Annotated in this window: 19 protein-coding genes and 1 pseudogene; 12 read left to right on the top strand and 8 right to left on the bottom strand. The window is 57.4% G+C overall.

From position 1 onward, the window contains the following. Positions 1-5 precede the first annotated feature (5 nt). Positions 6-1,253, top strand: coding sequence for a UbiH/UbiF/VisC/COQ6 family ubiquinone biosynthesis hydroxylase (locus ACZ1G5_RS10495; protein WP_472732787.1), 1,248 nt, complete (start codon positions 6-8; stop codon positions 1,251-1,253). Between the two features lie 63 nt (positions 1,254-1,316). Beyond that, positions 1,317-2,279, top strand: coding sequence for a hypothetical protein (locus tag ACZ1G5_RS10490; protein WP_472732786.1), 963 nt, complete (start codon positions 1,317-1,319; stop codon positions 2,277-2,279). Positions 2,280-2,341: 62 nt separating this feature from the next. Here ACZ1G5_RS10490 and ACZ1G5_RS10485 read toward each other — a convergent pair whose 3' ends face one another. The 3 genes from ACZ1G5_RS10485 to ACZ1G5_RS10475 are packed head-to-tail and all read right to left on the bottom strand — an operon-like array spanning position 2,342 to position 4,098. Beyond that, positions 2,342-2,521: a Trm112 family protein gene (locus tag ACZ1G5_RS10485; protein WP_472732785.1), complete on the bottom strand. Its 180-nt coding sequence runs from the start codon at positions 2,519-2,521 to the stop codon at positions 2,342-2,344. Next, positions 2,518-3,159 carry an LON peptidase substrate-binding domain-containing protein gene (locus tag ACZ1G5_RS10480; protein ID WP_472732784.1) on the bottom strand — a complete coding sequence of 214 codons (642 nt, stop codon included), beginning with the start codon at positions 3,157-3,159 and terminating at the stop codon, positions 2,518-2,520. Before ACZ1G5_RS10480 ends, ACZ1G5_RS10485 begins: the two co-directional genes overlap by 4 nt. Positions 3,160-3,186: 27 nt before the next feature. Then, positions 3,187-4,098 carry a tetratricopeptide repeat protein gene (locus ACZ1G5_RS10475; RefSeq protein WP_472732783.1) on the bottom strand — a complete coding sequence of 304 codons (912 nt, stop codon included), beginning with the start codon at positions 4,096-4,098 and terminating at the stop codon, positions 3,187-3,189. A gap of 108 nt (positions 4,099-4,206) precedes the next feature. On the opposite strand from ACZ1G5_RS10475, the gene ACZ1G5_RS10470 reads away from it, so the two are divergent. Together ACZ1G5_RS10470 and ACZ1G5_RS10465 are read left to right on the top strand one after the other, a co-directional pair. Further along, entirely contained in the window at positions 4,207-4,845 is a 639-nt protein-coding gene (locus tag ACZ1G5_RS10470) for a GDSL-type esterase/lipase family protein (RefSeq protein ID WP_472732782.1), read from the top strand. Further along, a complete protein-coding gene (locus ACZ1G5_RS10465) occupies positions 4,845-5,243 on the top strand; it encodes an NUDIX hydrolase (protein ID WP_472732781.1) in 399 nt (132 codons plus the stop codon). The genes ACZ1G5_RS10470 and ACZ1G5_RS10465 overlap by 1 nt, the downstream gene beginning before the upstream one ends. Positions 5,244-5,261: 18 nt before the next feature. Here ACZ1G5_RS10465 and ACZ1G5_RS10460 read toward each other — a convergent pair whose 3' ends face one another. Beyond that, complete coding sequence (locus tag ACZ1G5_RS10460) at positions 5,262-5,981, bottom strand: phosphodiester glycosidase family protein (RefSeq protein ID WP_472732780.1); 720 nt, start codon at positions 5,979-5,981, stop codon at positions 5,262-5,264. Beyond that, positions 5,981-6,376, bottom strand: a complete 396-nt coding sequence (gene rbfA / locus ACZ1G5_RS10455) for a 30S ribosome-binding factor RbfA (RefSeq protein WP_472732779.1) — start codon at positions 6,374-6,376, stop codon at positions 5,981-5,983. Before rbfA ends, ACZ1G5_RS10460 begins: the two co-directional genes overlap by 1 nt. A gap of 97 nt (positions 6,377-6,473) precedes the next feature. Between rbfA and dapB the strand changes: the two genes are divergently transcribed. The 8 genes and pseudogenes from dapB to ACZ1G5_RS10415 all read left to right on the top strand — a co-directional run bounded on the left by dapB (position 6,474) and on the right by ACZ1G5_RS10415 (position 14,039). Continuing rightward, positions 6,474-7,283, top strand: a complete 810-nt coding sequence (dapB, locus tag ACZ1G5_RS10450) for a 4-hydroxy-tetrahydrodipicolinate reductase (RefSeq protein WP_472732778.1) — start codon at positions 6,474-6,476, stop codon at positions 7,281-7,283. A gap of 1 nt (position 7,284) precedes the next feature. After that, positions 7,285-7,677: a hypothetical protein gene (locus tag ACZ1G5_RS10445; RefSeq protein ID WP_472732777.1), complete on the top strand. Its 393-nt coding sequence runs from the start codon at positions 7,285-7,287 to the stop codon at positions 7,675-7,677. A gap of 119 nt (positions 7,678-7,796) precedes the next feature. Continuing rightward, positions 7,797-8,159 (top strand): dihydrodipicolinate reductase, encoded by a 363-nt coding sequence (locus ACZ1G5_RS10440; protein WP_472732776.1) that lies wholly within the window; start codon positions 7,797-7,799, stop codon positions 8,157-8,159. A gap of 334 nt (positions 8,160-8,493) precedes the next feature. Then, positions 8,494-10,128, top strand: coding sequence for a peptide ABC transporter substrate-binding protein (locus tag ACZ1G5_RS10435; protein WP_472732775.1), 1,635 nt, complete (start codon positions 8,494-8,496; stop codon positions 10,126-10,128). Between the two features lie 74 nt (positions 10,129-10,202). Next, complete coding sequence (gene oppB, locus ACZ1G5_RS10430; RefSeq protein ID WP_472732774.1) at positions 10,203-11,126, top strand: oligopeptide ABC transporter permease OppB; 924 nt, start codon at positions 10,203-10,205, stop codon at positions 11,124-11,126. A gap of 13 nt (positions 11,127-11,139) precedes the next feature. Beyond that, positions 11,140-12,065 (top strand): annotated as a pseudogene (locus tag ACZ1G5_RS10425) (ABC transporter permease subunit). A gap of 1 nt (position 12,066) precedes the next feature. Beyond that, positions 12,067-13,032, top strand: coding sequence for an oligopeptide/dipeptide ABC transporter ATP-binding protein (locus ACZ1G5_RS10420; protein ID WP_472732773.1), 966 nt, complete (start codon positions 12,067-12,069; stop codon positions 13,030-13,032). Next, positions 13,032-14,039: an oligopeptide/dipeptide ABC transporter ATP-binding protein gene (locus tag ACZ1G5_RS10415; RefSeq protein WP_472732772.1), complete on the top strand. Its 1,008-nt coding sequence runs from the start codon at positions 13,032-13,034 to the stop codon at positions 14,037-14,039. The genes ACZ1G5_RS10420 and ACZ1G5_RS10415 overlap by 1 nt, the downstream gene beginning before the upstream one ends. Positions 14,040-14,095: 56 nt before the next feature. On the opposite strand, the gene ACZ1G5_RS10410 is transcribed toward ACZ1G5_RS10415, so the two are convergent. The 3 genes from ACZ1G5_RS10410 to ACZ1G5_RS10400 are packed head-to-tail and all read right to left on the bottom strand — an operon-like array spanning position 14,096 to position 20,857. Continuing rightward, entirely contained in the window at positions 14,096-14,788 is a 693-nt protein-coding gene (locus ACZ1G5_RS10410; RefSeq protein ID WP_472732771.1) for a hypothetical protein, read from the bottom strand. After that, a complete protein-coding gene (locus ACZ1G5_RS10405; protein WP_472732770.1) occupies positions 14,772-19,025 on the bottom strand; it encodes a translocation/assembly module TamB domain-containing protein in 4,254 nt (1,417 codons plus the stop codon). Before ACZ1G5_RS10405 ends, ACZ1G5_RS10410 begins: the two co-directional genes overlap by 17 nt. Then, a complete protein-coding gene (locus tag ACZ1G5_RS10400; protein WP_472732769.1) occupies positions 19,022-20,857 on the bottom strand; it encodes an autotransporter assembly complex protein TamA in 1,836 nt (611 codons plus the stop codon). Before ACZ1G5_RS10400 ends, ACZ1G5_RS10405 begins: the two co-directional genes overlap by 4 nt.

Here is a 20,857-nt window from a genome sequence, read left to right as displayed (position 1 = left end):
GGCGCATGGACAATCCCGGCGAGGCGCGCATATTGCGGGATATGAAAAGTGATATGATCATCGTGGGCGGCGGGCTGAACGGCCCCGCGCTTGCACTTGCCGCAGCGCAGGCCGGGTTTACCGTGACCATCATCGACAGCTTGCCGCTTGATACGCGCAAACGTGTTGATTTCGACGGGCGCAGCTATGCTTTGGCGCATGCCTCCATGCGGCTGCTGCGCGGGATCGGGATTTGGGATGGCATCGCCAAAAACGCCCAACCCATGTTAGAGATCAAGGTCACGGATGGACGGGCTGGCGAAGGCCCTAGCCCTTGGATCATGCATTTTGATCATGCCGAGATCGAAGAAGGGCCGATGGGCTATATGGTCGAAGACCGTCATCTGCGCCGCGCGTTTCTCGATGCGATGGCGGGGGAGGACCGGATCACCCATCTGTCTGGTGAAACCGTTGTGGCGCAAGCGGTTGATGCGGCAGGGGTGACCGTGACGCTGGCGTCTGGCGGGCACCTGAAAGGGCGCGTGCTGATCGGCTCAGACGGGCGCCAGAGCGGCACCGCAGAACGCGCGGGTATCAAGCGTACCGGCTGGGGCTATGGGCAAACGGCCGTCGTCTGCGCAGTCAAGCATGACAAACCACATGACGGCATCGCGCATCAGTTCTTCATGCCCGGCGGACCGCTCGCGATTTTGCCGCTGACCGAAGACCGCAGTTCTATTGTCTGGAGCGAGGCGGACGCGAAGGCCGCCGGCCTCTTGGCGATGAACGACGCTGATTTCCTTGACGCATTGCGCCCGGCATTCGGCAGTTTCCTTGGAGAAATCAGCCTGACGGGTGCGCGGTTCAGCTATCCACTGGGGCTGACGTTGGCGAATAGTTTCATTGCGGACCGCCTCGCGTTGATAGGGGACGCGGCCCACGGCGTGCATCCGATTGCGGGGCAAGGGCTGAACGCAGGATTGCGGGATGTGGCGGCGTTGGCGGACGTGCTGGAAAGCGCACGCGCGCGCGGAGAAGACATCGGCGGCGCCCAGACGCTGGCACGGTATCAAGAGTGGCGGCGGTTCGACACAACAACCTTGGCGCTGGCGACTGATACGTTCAACAGGCTGTTTTCAAACGACAACCCGCTGCTGCGCGCGGCACGTGATATTGGGATGGGTATGGTGAACGCAGCACCGGGACTGCGGCGCGGGTTTATGCGGCGGGCAGCAGGGTTGTCGGGGGACTTGCCACGATTGATGCGGGGGTAGCAAACCATCGAAGTCGACCAGCCACGCCTTCATGTTTCAGTCGTCTGGGAGTAGAAAGCTACGATGGGCGTTTTAGGTGTTTCAGCTGCCGTCCTCGGCGTTTATTACCTTGGACTAAGTCAAGGTATCGCGCCAAGAGACAACGCGCTTCGCATGCGCGGTGTCGGAAAACTGATCATATCCCTTGTTCTAGGCAGTGCTTTTGCACAATTGGCAAAAGGCATCACCGCACCGGCAGCTGCGGTAGGTTTATTATTTCTTTTTTGCTTGCCTATGGGCTTCTTTTTAGTTGGTCTTGGTCAACTTGTCGGAAGCCTGACTGGGCTATTACAGAGAGGAAGCAAAGCAAAACGCATCGTTGCTGCGGTGGTGATCATTGGGCCTCCTGTGTTGATGGGTTCGGGACTGTATTCGTTAGAAACCAGCAGGGTCGCCGAAAAAGAGGCTGAGATAGCAGCCCGTGCCGCATTCCAAAATCAAACTCTTGTTGGATCATTCGGGGATCATTCCGTAACATTGCCCGTCGTACCATCTGTGCAAATCACGCACGCATGTCGTGACAGGACCAGAGAGTGTCATACGCATTTCTGGAGCAGCACCGGACTGAACCAGGCCTCGCCAGAAGGCATTGAGATTACATCAATGCGTTTTCGCACTGATGATATTATCCTAAAGGAGTGGAGCATTTGGTGTGCTGCGCGAGAGCATATGTTAGACACGGTGTGGTGCGCGCAACCGCCAGACAATAATCTAACCCTAAGACTACCCGAGACAGCACGTCCGCTTGATCCAGACATCTATACCATCCACGATTTTCCTGAGCCGATTGATACGATCATCTGTTTCGAGCATTGGGCAGGTCTCAGTTGTCGCGTTGGGTTTGATATTGCAGAGGGTGTCGAAGGCGCCATATCCACACTGAACCTGACCCCAGAGGATGCGAATACCGCAGCATTACGCATCATGCCGAGAGCCATCAGCTTTTGGCAGGCAATGTCAAACGACACATCTTTAATCAATGAATAGTTTGTGCGTCGCTAGCAATGCGGTCATGCATAAAAGCAATGCAGACCACCAACCAACACGCGTTACTCCAGCACCCGCGCTTCATCGACCAGCATCACGGGGATGCCATTGCGGATCGGGAATGCCATGTTACCGGCCTTGCTCACCAACTCTTGTTTGTCCGCATCATAGACCAACGTGGCTTGCGTCATGGGGCAGACCAATGCCTCGAGCATTTTAGGGTCGAACGCTGCGTCACTCATTGCATCACCTCTTCGCCGGATCCGCCGCGCAGGGCGTATTCAATCAGTGTCATCAGTGTTTCACGTCGGGTGGTCAAGGATGGGGCCTCAAGCAAGGCTTGCTTGTCCTCAGGCTCAAACGGGCAAAGCATGGATAGCGAATTGATCAGCAACTCATCTTCCGCTTCGCCCAGACTTTCCCAGTCTGTCGACAGGCCCTGATCCACAAGATAGCGGCCCAGCGCATCCATGAAAGCGTCGCGATCAAAACTGTCGTCTTTCTCAACCGGGCCCAAATCGCGTTCAAAACCCTGCCAATTGACGTTGCATCGCCGGTAGGGTGTGAAACCCTCTACCTCTTGTGAAATACGGAACCGCGACGCACCCGACAGCGTGATCATATAGCGCCCGTCTTCGGTTTCGGAAAAGGCCGTGACTTTCCCGGCGCAACCGATGGCGTGCAGTTTGCCACCGCCGTCAGGCCCGTCATATGGCTGCACCATGCCAATCAGGCGGGATGAGGTTTTCAGCACATCATCCAGCATCGCCAGATACCGCGGTTCAAATAAGTGCAGCGGCAAACGCGACCGCGGCAGCAAAAGCGCACCCGGCAACGGAAACACCGGAATGGTGTCTGGCAAATCGGTCTTTGATATCATGCATACAATGGTAGGCCGAACATGTGATCAGGCAAATATCATCGACGAAAGCCTGCGGCGTCCGTTCAGAACAATCGGATCCTTGGCGTCATGCGCGTCGAAAATAGTGAAAAGCTGCGCTTTTGCGGCACCATCATTCCACTCCCGGTCACGGCGGAAGAGCTCGAGCAGCTCCGCCACTGCTTCTTCAGCCTGACCATTTGCATGCAATGCAATCGCCAGATCAAACCGGGCCTGATGGTTGTCGGGTTCTGCATCAACTGTTGCCTGCAATTCACCCACCGGCCCCGCATTGGCGGCCTCACGGGCCAGAGAGATCTGAGCATGCACGGCCTCAAGCAAAGGATCATTGGAAATCTCTGCCGGTGCACCATTCAGAACAGCTTCGGCCTGATCAACATCGTCCAGCGCCAGATATGACCGCACCAACCCGGCATAGGCCGCTGCATTGTTTGGCTCTTCCTGCAAGATCGCGCCAAAGGTTTCCGCGGCATCAGTTGCCGCACCCTCTTGCAGCATTTGCTCTGCTGCTTCCAACGCGGCCCCAAGACCTTCATCCTCGGGTTCACCACCCATTGCGGCAACCTTTTCAACAAAGGCATCAATCTCGGACGGGGGTATTGCCCCCTGGAAACCATCCACCGGCCGCCCCTGAAAGAACGCATAGACGGTTGGGATTGATTGCACCTGTAATTGACCTGCATAGGCTTGGTTTGCATCCACATCGACCTTGACCAACTTGACCCGACCCTTGGCCTTGGTCACAGCCGCCTCGATCGCAGGGCCCAGTGTTTTGCATGGGCCACACCAGGGCGCCCAGAAATCCACAATAACGGGCACGGTTTGTGATGCTTCGATCACATCTGCCGCAAAGCTGGCGTCTGTGCCGTCTTTGATCAGATCTGCAGGGGCTTCAGCGCCTCCATCCAATTCAAGCATGGCCTGTCTCCTTCAACTATCAGTTGCCCCCTATATGTGCGCAATGGGGCGCAAGGCCAAGGGGCAAACAGGCTTTACCATTCTGCAAGCCGCACCTAGCTTGACCGCATGACAAAAACGATCCTGACTTTTGGTGACAGCAATACCTACGGCACCCCGCCCGCCCACGCGAGAGGAGAGTTTCGCCGGTTTGCGTCTGACACCAGATGGCCGACGGTCATGCAGTCCATATTGGGCCCTGCATGGTGCGTGGTCGAAGATGGGTTGCCGGGGCGCACGACCAATTGCGCTGACCCGGTGATGGGCGCGCATATGGATGGCCAACTGGGGCTGCGCATCGCGCTTGAAAGCAACGGTCCGATTGATTTACTTGTTCTCATGCTTGGCACCAACGACCTTCAGACCCATCAAGCGCGGACGGTTGATCAGGTTGTTGGCGGGTTGGCCGGGCTTTTGGCGATTGCCCGCACAGAACCCTATCAACTGCGCCACGGTGGATTTGACATCCTTTTGATTGCGCCACCCGTCATACTTGAGCAAGGGACCTTTCGTGACACGCTGCTTGGCGCACACCAAAAGTCGCGCGATCTGGGCTTTGCGATTGCACAGTTGGCCGACCATTGGGGGATCAGCTTTCTTGATGCGGGGGCGCATATCAAATCCAGCCCCATTGATGGGCTGCATTTCGCAGCAGAAGATCACATCGCCCTTGCCCAAGCCGTCGCGGCCAAGATCGAGGCGATGTGATGCATCCCAAGCTTGGCGCGATTGCGGTGGTTCAGCATCAGGGACAGTTCTTGCTGGTGAAACGGAAAAAGGAGCCCAACGCCAACACCTGGGGGTTTCCCGGCGGGCATGTCGAACTGGGTGAAACGGCGTTGGAGGCCGCGGTGCGCGAACTTGCCGAAGAAACGGGCGTGATCGGGACTGCGGAATATTATCTGACAAATGTTGATGCCATCACGCGCGATGCGCACGGGGCCGTTTTATTCCACTATCTGTTGGCGGTTGTTGTCTGCACCTACCAAAGCGGTTCACCACTGGCCGCAGATGATGTCAGCGATGCGGGTTGGTTCACACCGGCACAAGCATCCGAACTGGATCAAAGCCCGAACTTGCAACAGATCATCAATCGGATGGCCTAGGGTGCTGCGCAAAGGTCTCTACTCGATCACTGCGACCATCGGACCCAATGACTGAAAACCAAAGTCGCTACGACCCAGGGCCTGGGCATGTAGTCGCGATATCTTGCCATCAAAATAGAGCGCGTTGGGCAGCGCCAGATAGTCCCGAAAGAAACTGCCAAATTCATGAAACGTGACGCTGTCATTGGAAATCACAAAGATAACTTCGGTACCGTCCGCACTTGTACCGACCCCGTTACGGATAAAGCGCGACGTACTGTGCGGCAAAAATCGCGGGTGCAGCGCCCCATCAATGACAAGCATCGGACCTGACTGCGTGGCATCGCGGCAAACGGGTTCGGTCGCGACATAATCAAGCGTCTCATAAACCTGCGCGCTGGTGTCATTGATGCAAAACACACCATTGGGCAGCAGACCAAAATTGCCCGGCCCGGCATTGGTGACCACGCGCATCGCTTGCACACCATTTTCCACATAATGGCCCACAGGAGACCGGTCATCATGATACATCCCGGCATTCATCGCAAAAGGCAGGTTCGCTACATCCGGCAAAGCTTTGACCGCGCTGAAGTGGCCAAGCACCGTACCGTCTGTATCGTGGTGAAACAGACGTAGATTTTCGGACGTCGCATCAACGATGCAGGCGGTATAGCTGCGTCCCTCATAATCAACGTCTTCGCAAGTCACTGCCGCCACAGGCCCGGCCCAGAACAGCAATACTGCTGCCAGCCAACGCATTAGTCGTCCAAATCCTGACGCACATGATCTTCGGCAAGCAAGGCGCGCGTGGCGTCGATCTGATCAAAGGTGCCGTCAATCTCAAACCGCAATTCCGGGGCGAATTTCATCGTCCCGCCTTTCACAACCAGATGCCGGATTTCATGGCGGTTGCGGCGCAACGCTTCCAATGCCTCTTCCTTGCCCTGCCCACCAAGGGGCAGCACAAAAGCGGTCGCAATGCGCAAGTCGGACGTCATCCGTACCTCGCCCACGGTGATGGACATGCGCGCCAATTCATCGTCATGCACGTCGCCGCGTTGCAGGACTTCGGACAGGGTGCGGCGGATCACCTCGCCCACACGCAACATGCGCTGGGTGGGGGCCTTGCCGTCTCGGTTTGATTGCTTTGCCATACCGTTCATTTAGTCATTGCCGAAGCCATTGCCAAGCAAGGCTTTGCGTCAGCGGCAAAGCGGCGCTAAACGAGAGGCGAAGAGAAGGAAAAACGACATGACAGACACACCAGGCATCGTGATCACCGGCGGATCGGGGCGGATGGGGCAGATGTTGATCCAGACAGTGCTTGCATCTGATAAGTGCCGTCTGGTCGGTGTGCTGGAACGGTTGGGACATGACTGGGTCGGGCAGGATGTCGGCGTCATGATGGGCGGACAACCCGTCGGTCTGAACGTCACCGATGACGCGGTTGAGGTCTTTGCCAAGGCACAGGCGATCATTGATTTTACCGCACCTGCTGCCACGGTCGGTTTTGCCGGGCTCGCCGCCCAAGCGCGTGCGGTGCATGTAATCGGGACAACCGGCCTGTCGGATGACGACCTCAAAGCCATCAACGCCGCATCCCGCCATGCGGTGATCATGCGGGCGGGCAATATGTCTTTGGGTGTGAACCTGCTGGTGCAACTGACCAAAAAGGTCGCAGCCGCCCTTGATGAAGATTTCGACATCGAAGTGATCGAGGCGCATCACAACCAGAAAGTCGATGCGCCCTCCGGGACTGCTCTGATGTTGGGTGAGGCCGCCGCTGAAGGGCGTGGCGTGTCGCTGAAAGACGTCAGCGACAGCGGACGCGACGGGATCACCGGTGCGCGCAAGAAAGGCGACATCGGGTTCAGTGCCGTTCGCGGTGGCGATATCGTCGGCGAACATGACGTGCTGTTTGCCGCTGCAGGAGAGCGGATCGTGCTGCGGCACATCGCGACCGATCGCGCGATCTTTGCCCGCGGCGCATTGAAAGCGGCACTTTGGGGGCAAGACAAGGACCCCGGCGAATACGATATGATGGACGTTTTGGGTATCTGAGATGCGAACGCAATATCACAACCGCCTCGTCGGCACCGACCGTCACATCTGGGATGTGCACCGGCTGATCAGACTGTCCAAGGATATTGCGCCTATCTCGGTTCCGCTCAGCGACATCGCAGAACTGGATGAAAACTGGTGGTATCAGGAAGAGCATATCAGTCCGACACCCCGGTCTTTTGCCGAACACCTGATGCTGGTGCAAAAGACAGACCTGAAACACCCGATCCTGCTTTGTGCCGATGGGCGGTTGATGGACGGCATGCACCGTGTCGTCAAAGCACTGGTCGAAGGCCGCACCCACATTCAGGCCATCCGTCTGCCCGTCACACCAAAACCTGATCATATCAATGTATCACTGGGCGACTTGCCCTACACAAACAAAGAGATTTAAGGGCAGACAGCAAGCAGTCGGCGGAAACTGACCGATCAGATCATCCGCAAATTCCATCAAGTGAACCAATCGCGGGATCATCGCGTATCAAGGGTACGTTGTCCAAAACGGAGGACCTTATGAAACACGCGATTCTGTCATTGATCTTAGCGACAAGTGCGGCACCCGCGCTTGCCGACAGTTACGTCCCGGTCAAAGACCAAGCAACATTCCTGTCGCTCATTGAAGGCAAGGAACTGCGCAACCTTCTTTATGGTGTGCGGCTCAATGTGCTGGAAAACGGCCAGATCGCCGGATCCGCTGTGGGCTGGGAAATCCAAGGAACATGGTCATGGCAGGACGGGTTTTTCTGTCGTGAAATGAGCTGGGGCGGCGATCCAATCCCTTATAACTGCCAATTGGTCGAAGCGCGCGGCGATGATCGCTTGCGCTTTACGGTCGATCAGGGGGCAGGGGATTCCGCGTCTTTCCGGCTGCAATAGCCGGCACCCACGCAACAAGATTGTTCACGAAAACAACATAAGTGCCGGATGTTTAGTCCGGCACCTCTACCCGTTGTTTGAGACGGCGCAACTCGCGAATCGAAAGTGTCAAACACTGTCGGCCGCATTTCAAAGTTACTCCTCGATCCGATAAACAAACTATATATTGTGCATTTAGCTAAGTTTACGCAAACGTAAGGAACTGTCGCAAGGTCAAGTCGGATTAGCCTTGCCATTTCGAAATTCGCGTCAAAAGATAGTACTACCAGCGCAGCACATGCGCCCAAAGCCAATGATTGTATCGCCAATAGATACAACAACAGGGAGATATCTAATGACACTCAGAACAAAACTTCTGGCGACAACCTCTGCAGTCCTGATCGCAACGACCGGTGCGCTTTATGCTGACGGTCACGCCACACACCCAGAAACTGGCGAGACGCTAGCCTCTGATCAATCATTCACCTACCGCGATCTCGATGAAAGCCCGTCGATTGATCCGGGTCTAGCCGAAGACAGTGCAGGTGGGGACATCCTGCGCGATCTGTTCGAAGGACTTTATAATCAGGATGCGGCAGGCAATCTGGCCCCCGGCGTCGCCCTGAGCCATACGGTCAGCGATGATAACCTGACCTATACGTTCACACTGCGCGATGATGCGACGTGGTCCAACGGTGACCCAGTGACCGCAGGCGACTTTGAATACGCCTGGAAACGTGCGGCTTCTCCAGAACTGGCATCCCCCTATTCATGGTTCATCGAAATCATGGCGCTTGAAAACGCATCCGAAGTCATCGCGGGCGAAGTTGATCCATCCGAGCTGGGCGTGACTGCAATCGACGACACCACGCTTGAGGTTCGTCTGACCCAGCCACTGCCATATTTCCCGCTGATGCTGACACACTTCACGACGTTCCCTGTGCATCAGGCGACGGTCGAAGAGTTCGGCTCTGACTGGACCAAGCCCGGCAACATGGTGTCCAACGGCGCCTACGTCCTGACCGAACATGTCCCGCAAGAACGTCTGGTTCGTGAGCGGAACGAGAACTACTGGGACAATGACAACACGATCATCGAAAAGGTCACATCGCTGGTGATCAATGATGAAAACGTCGCACTGACCCGCTATCTGGCAGGCGAGCTTGATCGCACGCATGTGCCCGCAGGCCAATTCCCGCGTCTGTCGGCAGAATTCCCTGATCAAGCTGTTTCAGTCCCAGAGGCCTGTTCTTACTACTACATGTTCAACCTGCGTGACGGTGCATCTGAAGACGTGCAAGACGTGAACGTCCGCCGTGCGCTCAGCCTTGCAATCGACCGTGATATCATCGTCGAAAACGTTCTCGCCGGTGGTCAGAAACCAGCCTACACATTCACGCACTGGGCCACAGCCGGGTTTGAAACACCCGACATTCCCAAGGCATCCATGACCCAAGCCGAGCGCAACGCAATGGCGCAGGAATTGATGGCAGAGGCGGGTTACGGCCCGGACAATCCGCTTGAGATTGATCTCGTCTACAACACATCCGACAGCCACAAATCTGTCGCCGTGGCCATCAGCCAGATGTGGAAGCAAACGCTGGGTGTTGAAACCGTGCTGGCCAATCAGGAATGGCAGACATTCCTTGAGGCTCGCAGCAATGGCGACTTCGAAGTGGCCCGTGGCGGCTGGTGCGCCGACTACAACGAGGCGTCTACCTTCCTTGACCTTATGCAATCCGAGTCCGGCTACAACGACAGCAAATTCGTCAGCGCCGAAGTGGATACGCTGATGGAAGAGGCAAAAACCTCTGACAACGCACAAGCCAACTATGACCGGGTCGAAGAAATCATCGCCCAAGAAGCACCGATCATCCCGATCTACCACTATGCATCCGTGTATATGTATGACGAAAACCTCGAAGGCTGGCCTTTCGAGAACTTCCAACAGCAATGGTACTCCAAAGATCTCTACAAGATCGCTGAGTAATCACATCACGTGATAAGCCGCGCTCCCTTGTCCAAGGGGGCGCGGCTCTCCCATTCTGTGAGGACACCTGACACATGCTGAGCTTTGTTGTTCGCCGCCTCGCTGTGGCCATCCCGACCCTTTTGATATTGGTCATCCTGTCGTTCATCCTGATGTATTCGGCTCCCGGCGGCCCGTTCAATTCAGAACGCCCTTTGCCGCCCGAAGTGCTCGCGAATATCGAGGCCAAATATGGGCTGGATCAACCGTTTTGGAAGCAGATCGTTAACTACGTATCCGGCGTTGTGACGTCTTTCGACTTTGGCCCCTCGTTCCAATACAAAGACCGTTCGGTTAATGACGTCATCGCACAAGGTTTTCCAGTCACGCTGACCTACGGGTTCTGGTCCTTTGTTGTGGCGGTCACTATCGGTGTGTCCCTTGGTGTTGCAGCGGCGATCAAGCAAAACACATGGATCGACTATTTCGCTGTTGGCGTATCCATCGGCGCACAAGTCCTGCCCAACTTTGTTATGGCACCAATCTTGCTTCTCGTTTTCACCCTCTGGCTCGGCTGGCTGCCGGGCGGCGGCTGGAACGGTGGCCAATGGCAGTTCCTGATCATGCCCGTGATCGCGCTCTCCACATCTTACATGGCCTCCATCGCAAGGATCACGCGGTCTTCGATGCTGGAGGTTCTGAACACCAATTTCATCCGCACGGCGCAAGCCAAAGGTCTGCCGATGCGCCAGGTGATCTGGAAACACGCAATGAAGCCGACTATTCTGCCGGTTCTGTCCTATCTTGGACCCGCCTTCGTGGGCATGATCACCGGATCAGTCATCATTGACGTGTTCTTTTCCACGGGCGGCATCGGACAGTTCTTTGTGAACTCTGCCTTTAACCGCGATTATTCCGTTATCATGGGGATCACCATTCTGGTGGGCACCCTGACAATCCTGTTTAACCTTGCGGTCGATATCTTGTACGCGTGGATCGACCCCAAGATCCGCTATTAAGGGGGCGCACGCGATGTTACCGAACAGAGCAGCCGTCGAAGGTGTCGCAGATTCCATACAACTGGCCGAGGTCAAAGGCCGGTCCCTTTGGGCCGACGCCCGCACACGGTTTTTCGCAACCGCGCCGCGGTAATCTCATTGGTCATGCTGGCGGCAGTCGCGGCTTTCGCCCTTTTTGGCGGCATCTTCGCCCAATATGAAACCGATTTCGTTGACTTCAGCCTGATCGGCTCTAACGCCTACCTTGGCGTGCCCTCCATCGAAACCGGCCACTATTTCGGAACCGACAGCAACGGGCGTGACCTCTATGCGCGCACGGTGCAGGGCACGCGTATCTCGCTGATGGTCGGCATTGTCGGCGCATTGGTCGCGGTGATCGTCGGCACACTTTATGGGGCGACGGCAGGCTACTACGGCGGTCGCGTTGACGGGATCATGATGCGGATCGTGGATGTGCTGATGTCGATCCCGTTCATGTTCGTGCTGATCCTGATGCTGGTGATTTTCGGGCGGTCGATCTTCATGCTGTTCCTTGGGATCGGTCTGATCTCATGGCTCGACATGGCAAGGATCGCGCGCGGACAGACGCTGACGATCAAGAACAAGGAATTTGTCGAGGTCGCCGTCGCCACCGGCGTGCGCCCCAGCAAGATCATCCTGCGTCATATCGTGCCCAACCTGCTGGGGATCGTGATCGTCTACGCAACACTGCTGGTGCCCAATATGATCATCTTTGAAAGCTTCATCAGCTTCCTTGGCCTTGGCGTACAGGAACCGGCCACATCGCTGGGTGCGCTGATCAACGAAGGGTCACGCACCATGCAGTTCGGCTATATGTGGCAGATCAGCTACCCCCTCTTCTTCTTCGTCGTCACGATCTTCGCCTTCTTCTTTGTTGGCGACGGTCTGCGCGACGCGCTTGACCCCAAGGACCGTTGATATGAGCCTTCTGGAAATCGAAGATCTCATGGTCACCTTCACGACTGCGGACGGCGATGTGCACGCGGTTAACGGGTTGTCACTCAACATCGACAAAGGTGAAACGCTGGCCATCGTCGGTGAGAGCGGGTCAGGCAAAAGCCAGACCGCCTTTGCGGCGATGGGATTGCTGGCCAAGAACGGGCGCGCCTCTGGCGTGGCGCGGTTTGACGGCAAGGACCTGTTGTCGATGTCACAGCGCGAGTTCAACAAGATCCGCAGCAAAGACATGGCAATGATCTTTCAAGACCCGATGACGTCGCTGAACCCCTACCTGCGGGTCAGTGACCAGATGGCCGAGGTGTTGATGCTGCACAACGGGATCAGCAAAAGCCAAGCGGTGACCGAAGCCGTACGCATGCTGGACGCCGTACGCATCCCTGACGCCCGCGCGCGGGTCACGATGTACCCGCATGAGTTTTCCGGCGGCATGCGCCAACGGATCATGATCGCGATGTCGCTGCTCTGCCAACCGCGCCTGTTGATCGCGGATGAACCCACAACAGCGCTCGATGTGACAGTCCAAGCGCAAATCATGCAACTGCTCGGCGATATCCGCCAAGACTTTGGCACCGCCGTCATCCTGATCACCCATGACCTTGGCGTTGTGGCAGGGTTCTGCGACCGCACGCTGGTCATGTACGGCGGACAGGTGATGGAAGAAGGCACAACCGACGACATTTTCGCCAAACCATCGCACCCCTACACCAGTGGCTTGCTGAAAGCGGTGCCACGTCTGGACAAAGACGAGGGCGCGTTGATCACCATCGCGGGCGAGCCCCCCGATATGTCCAACCTGCCCGCAGGATGCCCCTTCTCACCCCGTTGTGCCGTGCAGCTTGATCATTGCAGCACCCAGCGCCCCGCCCTTGAAACAACGAGCGAACGGCGTCGGTCATGCCACCTGCCAGTGGAGGAGGTCGCGTAATGGAACCGCTTTTGTCTGTCCGCAATCTGTCCGTCACATTCGATGTCCGCAAACCCGGCTCTTGGCCGTGGACACCGCCGCGCAAACTGCATGCGGTGTCAGAGGTATCTTTCAGCATCCAGCCCGGCGAATGCCTTGGGATCGTAGGCGAGAGCGGGTCAGGCAAATCGACCATCGCCCGCGCCATCGTTGGCACGATCCCGTCATCGGGGGGCAACATCATGTTCGAAGGGCATGATCTGGCCAACATGGACACACGCGAACGGCGGGTGCACCGGCGCGATGTGCAGATGATCTTTCAAGATCCGCTGGCAGCCCTCAACCCACGCATGACGGTGGGCGAGATTATCGCCGAACCGTTGATCACGCATGAACCGGGCACGTCCCGCGCCGACGTCAAAAAACGGGTGGGCGAGTTGATGGAACGGGTGGGGCTTCTGCCCAACCTAATCAACCGCTACCCGCACGAATTTTCCGGCGGGCAATGCCAACGCATCGGAATCGCGCGGGCGCTGATCCTCAAGCCAAAGCTATTGATCTGCGACGAGCCCGTCTCGGCACTTGATGTGTCGGTGCAGGCGCAGGTCATCAACCTGTTGATGGAGCTGCAACGCGACATGGGGCTGTCGATGATCTTTATCGCGCATGATCTCAGCGTCGTGAAACACATCAGCCACCGCACGCTGGTGCTGTATCTGGGCCGGGTTATGGAAACGGCCGAAAGCCACAAACTGACAACGCGACCTGAACACCCCTACAGCCAAGCACTGATCGCATCGGTGCCAATCCCTGATCCGGTGCTGGAACGGGCGCGCGCCCGGCCCATCCTCGAAGGGGAGCTGCCCTCGCCGCTGTCACCACCCTCAGGCTGCGTGTTCCGCACGCGCTGCCCCAAAGCGCAAGCGTTCTGTGCCGACGCCCGACCCATGCTGGAAGACATCGGCGGCAACCACCTCGTCGCTTGCCCCTTCCACGAGGCAGAGCATGTGTTGGCTGTTGGACAGTAGCAAAGATTTTTGACTAAAAATCTTTTGCGCAGAACAATTTTCGTGAAAATTGTTCGCTACCGTGACCTCACCCAAACCGCGAGGTCGCCGGTCGCCTCCCACCCCGAGGCTAATGCCTGCACTCGGTCTTCGCCGCGCTCATACCCCACAACAGGCAGGCCATTGCCAAAGTGCGTACAAAGTGCCGTTGCAGCCAGACGTGCATCTGCACCAAATACATTGGACAGACCAACACAGTTGTCGGAAAGGTTAGCAATCGCACCTGCGTCATAGCCACCCGCACTGCGCCGCCCCCAAAAAGCAACATCACGACGCCCAAGGATCGCATCAGGAAACTGTCGCTGATCTGACGGGGAGCTCTCTCCCCAAACATCTTCCCACTGCGACAGCGCAGCCGGTTCGGTAATCCGCTCCCAATCATCGGCCAGCGTATTGGTTGCACCCCGATGCCAAAGCCACTGCGCATCAAACATCTTGTCCAAGCCCACGTCCGTGAAATCGTACTGACCGCTGCCATCCTTCACGGCAAACCCGGGCCTATCTAGCAACGGCGCAATCAACTCTTTGATCGGCGCACCCGGTACGACCGTGGCCCATCCATGATAAGGCGGCGGCGGATCAATCGCGCGAAAACCGTGACAATCTCGTGTATATTGCAGCCCGCGCGCATCCCACATCATCGCATACCAGTCGGCGTTGTTTTGCGCCGCCATCATGGCCCGATCCGACACGCTAGTAGTCGCGCTCAAAGAACACACCAACGCTCGTCTCACCATCCTGATCAACGCTGCCTTTGGCCGTAATCTCATTGGTGATGTCAAGGTTCAGGTTAATCTCTGTATTGCCTTCGCTTGTCACGGTCACATCAGTATAGACGTTCTCTGACACATAGGCGCCCGCACGTACGGCAGCGTTGCCCTCATCATCTGTGGTGACATCAAAATCATCCAAGCCGATGCTTTCGCGAAAATTATCCAGCGTACCACCGCCCCGCCCCGCCAACGTACTGATCGCCGAAGCCAGTTGGACAGCCTGCAAGGGGCTGATGCTTTCCAAGTCACGACCAAAGATCAGTTGCGACAGGACTTCATCCTGCGGCAACTCTGGCACCGAGACAAAGCTCACCTCCGGCTCGCCTGCGGGTCCTTCAACAATAATGCTGATCACAGTGCCATTGTCGGTTTCGGTACGGGCAACCAACCGAATGAAGGGCACAAAATCACCCTGTAGCGACGCCACCCCTTCGGTTAACTCGAACCGCTGTTGCAGGATATCAATCCGGCCGCGCACAAGGGCGAACCGGCCAACGGGGATAACATTGGCCGATGTGCCACCAATCGTCAGCCTACCACCCAGTTCCGCATCAAGACCACGACCACGGATAAAGATACGCGAGGGTGCGTTGATCACGATATCCAACGGGAACGCGCGGCCGCTCCCCGCGCCATTGTCCTGATCACTTTCTTCTAATAGTCCTGCACGGCGCAACGTACGGCGCACTACGGCACTTTCTCCGACATGGGTCACCTCTGGCAATTCACCCAAACTGCTGATCGAAGAGGATGGCACCTGTACGTCGGTTTGGCCCAACTCAAGGCGGCCCGAAATACGTGCACCACCCTGCAGCGGTCCATCAAGATTGATGGCACCCGATATTTCCGACGAATAGAGTTCAGGATCTTGCAGCACGACCCGCTCCAGCGCCACCGTGATGTCAGCCTGATTTGTTCCGGTCAAAGCCACCGGTCCGCGTACCGTCACACGGCCGCCGCTTTCGACACGCGTGTTCAGATCAATCTGCGCGTTGCCATTGGTCAGCCGGATCGCACCACCAATATCTGTCAAAGCCTCGCCCAATGTCGGCGCAGCCAGACGCCCATCAGAGAAAGTCACCTGCCCGCTAAGCGAAGATACCTCAGGCGGGCCATTCACGTTCAAATCAAAGTTCGCAAGCCCGCTCAGACGGCGTGGATCAAGTGCGGCATTTGCCAAGGCCAGCGGCGCGCTGCCGTCCACATTAACCGCCAAGTTCCCGTTTTGGCTGATCTCACCCACGATCTGCGCAGCCAGACCACCGGGGCCGGTCCCGGTTGCATCAACGCTCCAGTTGCCTGCTTCATCCAAAGATGCGCTGCCACGGGCGCGCACGGGTCCACTGATCTGATCGGTCAGCACCCCAACATTGCGCAAACTGGCGTTAAAGCGACCCTGCCCAAGCCCAGCAGCACCATTCAACGCGCCTACAATCGATACTTCGCGGGTCGACACTTCGAGCGTGCGCACGCCAAGCACCTCGTCCTCCAAGCCAATCGTCGCGTTGATCCGCCCTGTTCCCGCCAACAACGGATCAACCGTTGGGTTCCCAATGCGCAGGTCTTCACTGCGCAAGTTCACACTCGTTTCAAAGCGGGTCAGATCTGGCAGCACACTACCGGACGCAGTCAAATCAATGCTCCCTGCAACTGGCTGCCCAATCAGCGTGGCATATGTGGCAAGGCTGCCAACCTGCGCCTTAAGCTCGCCTGTGACTTCTCGGTCATTTGCCGGGGACGCGACAAGAGCATCCAAAGTCAGGTCCGTGTCCGGACCAAGAATGTTAAGCGCGACCTCAGTGGCATCGTCCGGCGCTGGCACCGCATCCAGCGACAAGGTAATTGGACCGCTCAGGCTTGGGTCCAGAAGTACGGCATCATTGATACGGAACCGCAGGTCAGCCGTATTTGACCCGTTCAGAGACACATCGGCATCACCGCGCAGTGACATTTGCGGTGTCGCAACCGAAAGGTCGCTAACTCGAAAGCCTTGCGCATTAGGCCGCGCAATCGCCGCAGAGAAACCGCCGTCTCCTGCAAGCAGCGGATCAATCCGGTCCACGCCTGTCACCAGATTTCGCGTCGTACCGCTGATATCCGCGTCAAAGCGCAAGCCATCGCCAAGAAGCACGCCACTGACATCCAGATCAACGGCACCCGACAATGGCTGCCCGGCAAGGACGGCATAGCGGGACAAATCACGCACCTGCGCACTCAACGCCGCATTGACGGTTTGGCCGGTCTCGGCGGGGTTGACCGTCCCGCTTGTCTCAAAGTTTGCAGCCGGGCCGGTGCCGTTCAACGAAAACGCGATCATACCATCGCTGCTTTGCGTCACATCACCCATGACCCCCACTGGTCCGGAAAGCTCTGGCACAACCAAACGTACGTCACGCAGACTTGCATTGATGCGCGCGTCGGCACCCTCGCTTGTTAAATCGGCGGTGGCGCGAATGCTGGCTGCGTCCGTTTGAACAGCAAGGTTCTCCAGCCGCGTACCGGCGGCGTCCCGCACCGCCTTCGCCGCAATTGTCCCCACGCCCGCCAGCACGCGATCCGCCTCTGGTATGCCGATAGACAGATCATCTGTTTCGCCCGTCAGAACAATGTCAAACAGGCCTTCAAGCGGGGTGATTGATGCCAATACACCAACAGACGCACCACCGCCGATATCCTGACCAATCAAGGTCGCAAACCGCTCAATTCCGGCGATTTCAGCGCTCAGGTTTGCGGCGGTCTCAAAACCCGCCTCAGGACCGGCAATAGTCGCGTCTGCCTGCGCGTCCAGACCCGCACCTCTGATTGTCAAACGCGTGATCCGGGTGATATCGTCCTCGGACCGCGACGCCACAAGCACACCGCCGATTTCATCACCAAAGGCCTCTGCCGCACCAACCGTACTCAACTGTAATCCGGCCGCATTGTAAGACAGGTCGGCAGTCACAAGACCACGCTGCGCGCCGTCACCGCTGCGCAAGACGCCACCGCCTTGCAAACGCAGCGTTTCGATCCCAAGCCCCGGACGGTCGAACCCTTCAATGGCGATATCAGCACGCCAATCTTCAGAGAATGTGGCGTCATAGGTGATAGCTAGGTCCATGCCATCAACAAACGTCTTCGGCCCAGACAAAGGCAGTAACACCGGCTCATTGCCAAGCGGCGTGATGCCCCCCGTCAGATCTATCAGGTCTGGCCAACCTTCCGGGCTAATCCTGATCGCACCATCCAGCGACACACGCCCGGCATCAAGTGCGACCTGCGGGATATCAATCCGACCATCAACCGTCTGAACCACTTGCGCGGCCAGACGCGCGTCATTGCCGAAAAAGCCCTGATACTCCGATGCAAAAAGCGGCGAGATATCACCCCCCAGATCAACGGTAATTTCTTGCTCGCCACCAGTATTCGTAAGGGCAACGCTGCCGGATAAACGGTCCTCTCCGTCCGTGGCAATCGTAATATCAGCGGCATAGTCATCCAACGGCCCAGTGCCTGCGACCCCAAGCTTGATCGACGGACGGCCCGGCAATTCAAGCAGACGCGCCGCAATCCCGTCGGGGCCTTCTTCAACGTTCAACAGCAGATTCAGCACCCGCGTCGCGTTCACGTAGCTGCCATTGACCTCAAAAATGCCTGTCTTGTCACCCAACCGCTCTGCAACGAGGTTTGCGGTGCCTTCCCCGTCCGCCAACTGCGCGGACCCGTTCAGCGAAACAACAATTGGTTCACCCAGGAACGCCTTACCCAGTTCCACACGGTCAATGCGCAGTTGGTCAAGTGCGACGCTGACTGGTAACTCCGGCAATGCAAAAGGGGCCGCTTCCGGGGTTGGCCCGGTATCTTCGGAAATAGGGGGGCGGGCCACGATAATGCGCCCAGCGCTGAGTTCCTGCACGTCAATCGCGCCGCGCAGCAAAGCAGTCCTGCTCCAACTCAGCACGATGTCTTCGAGGGTCAGCCAGACGCCATCTTCATCAGCAATTGTCAGTTGCTCAATCGTGGCCTCAGAACTCAGCGCGCCTTGGAAACCCTGCACATTCACCTGACGGCTGACACCTGAAAGGTTCTCTTCGATAAGCTCTGTCAGATACCCTTTGTCTTCGTCCTCCTGGGACTGCCCAACCGCCCCAAAAGGCAGGGCAATGAACGCACATATGCAAATGAACCGCTTCAAAATGCCTGCCCGATCCCGATGTAGACTTGCAAGGAGCCGCCGGCATCATCGCCATTTGCGGGTGTGCCCAGATCAAGGCGGATCGGCCCGATCCCGGTGTTATACCGCAGACCAAGACCCGCACCGGCATGCCAATCACCATCTTCGCCCGGCGTGGCACCGGCACCAACATGCCCAAAGTCATAAAAACCGACCAAGGAAATATTCTCCCGGATTTCAAAACGTGTTTCCAGTTGTGCACCAACAAAGGAGGCGCCGCCGGTCGTCACGGTTTCCTCGCCTTCGACGCGATCAATACCAAGCGACTGATACGGCTGCCCGCGCACCGTTCCACCACCGCCCGAGTAAAACAGAAAGTCCGCGGGTGCCTCGTTCAAACCGGCCCCCACGACACTGCCGATCTGCGCACGTCCGGCAAAAGTCAAACCAGACCCTTCGGACGCAGTCCGATAGGCCCGCAGATCCGCATATAGCTGCGCGCCGCTGATTTCGCCGTCCGTACTGATGAAAGGTGTCGCATCAAGATCGGCATAATACCCATCACGTGCATCAGACGGCTGATCCCGCCGGTCCAGCGTCGCATCCAAAGGCAGCGTAAACAGCGTATATTCGCGAACCTCGATGTCGGTTTCTTCTCTGGCACGTAAGACGCCGACGCCGGCGCGCACGGTCAGATCATCGGTAATGATGCGGGAAAATCCGGTTTCAAAGCCGATCTTATCCAGCAGGAATTCCGGCTCATCTTCGCGTGAAATCTCGCCGCTCAGAAAATACTCCGTATCCGGGCCAAAGGTCGCGGGACGGGTAAATGTCCCTCCAAGACGATAGTCAGTACCACCGGTTTCGCCCGAAATGCCCGACACCTCGGCCTCAGCGCGGAACCGTTCCGCGCCACCCAGAAAGTTGCGGTGCAGCCAGAAGCTGGACAGCGTCAGCCCTTCAATCGTCGAGAGCTCAATCCCAAAACCGATGCGGCGCGGCTTGGCCTCTGACAATTGCGCGTTGATGGCGAGCGTGTCATCGGCACCGACGGTTTCAGCTTCCGTCAGGGCCACACTCTCGAATGTTCCGGTGCGGCGCAGGCGGCGCTCTGCTGTTGTGATATCTTCGGGTGCATAAACCTTGCCGGTCGGCAGGCCAGCGATCTCGCGAATGCGGTCATCGCTCACGGTCTGATTGCCTGATACGTTCAGTATCCCAAACGTCAGACGCGGACCGGTATCAATACGGATATCAACATCCAGCTTGGCATCACGATGGCGGGCGACAACTGCCTGCCCTGCAACACGGGCCTTGGCATAACCCAACGCGCGCCAATTGCTGATACTGGTTGAAACAGCGGAGCTGATACGCGCTGACCGCGCGGTGCGTCGCGGACCTAAATCCTCTGGAATTGCTGTCTGTGGGGGCAAAGGTGCAACCTGTACCTGCCCAAAAGTGAACCGCCTGCCGGGTCGCACAACAATCCGCACTTCCTCAATGACACTTGGTGCCGCAAGCGGTGCGATATTCGACGCCTCAACCCCGTTTACCGTGATCGAGATATCACCCGCATAATACCCTTCGCTATAAAGAGCCGTCAGCAAGCGCCGGTAATCGGCACGGGCCGCGGCAACATAGTCCTGCGGCGCGGCCGTTTCATCCAACGACCGCAACAATGACGCTTCGCTCAGGGCTGTGCGCGCTTGCGGGGATACCAGAATGACGTCCTGCGCAATCGCCCCCGTGGCACACATCAATAGCGCTGCGCTTAGGCGTTTGATCATCTCAACATGGCTCTTTTCATAGCGATTAAAGCAGTCACGGGTCTTCGGTTCCGTTGGTTTACCCAA

It is taken from the genome of Yoonia sp. JB2-21, assembly GCF_055693545.1.
This window is presented reverse-complemented; position numbering and strand designations above follow the sequence as displayed.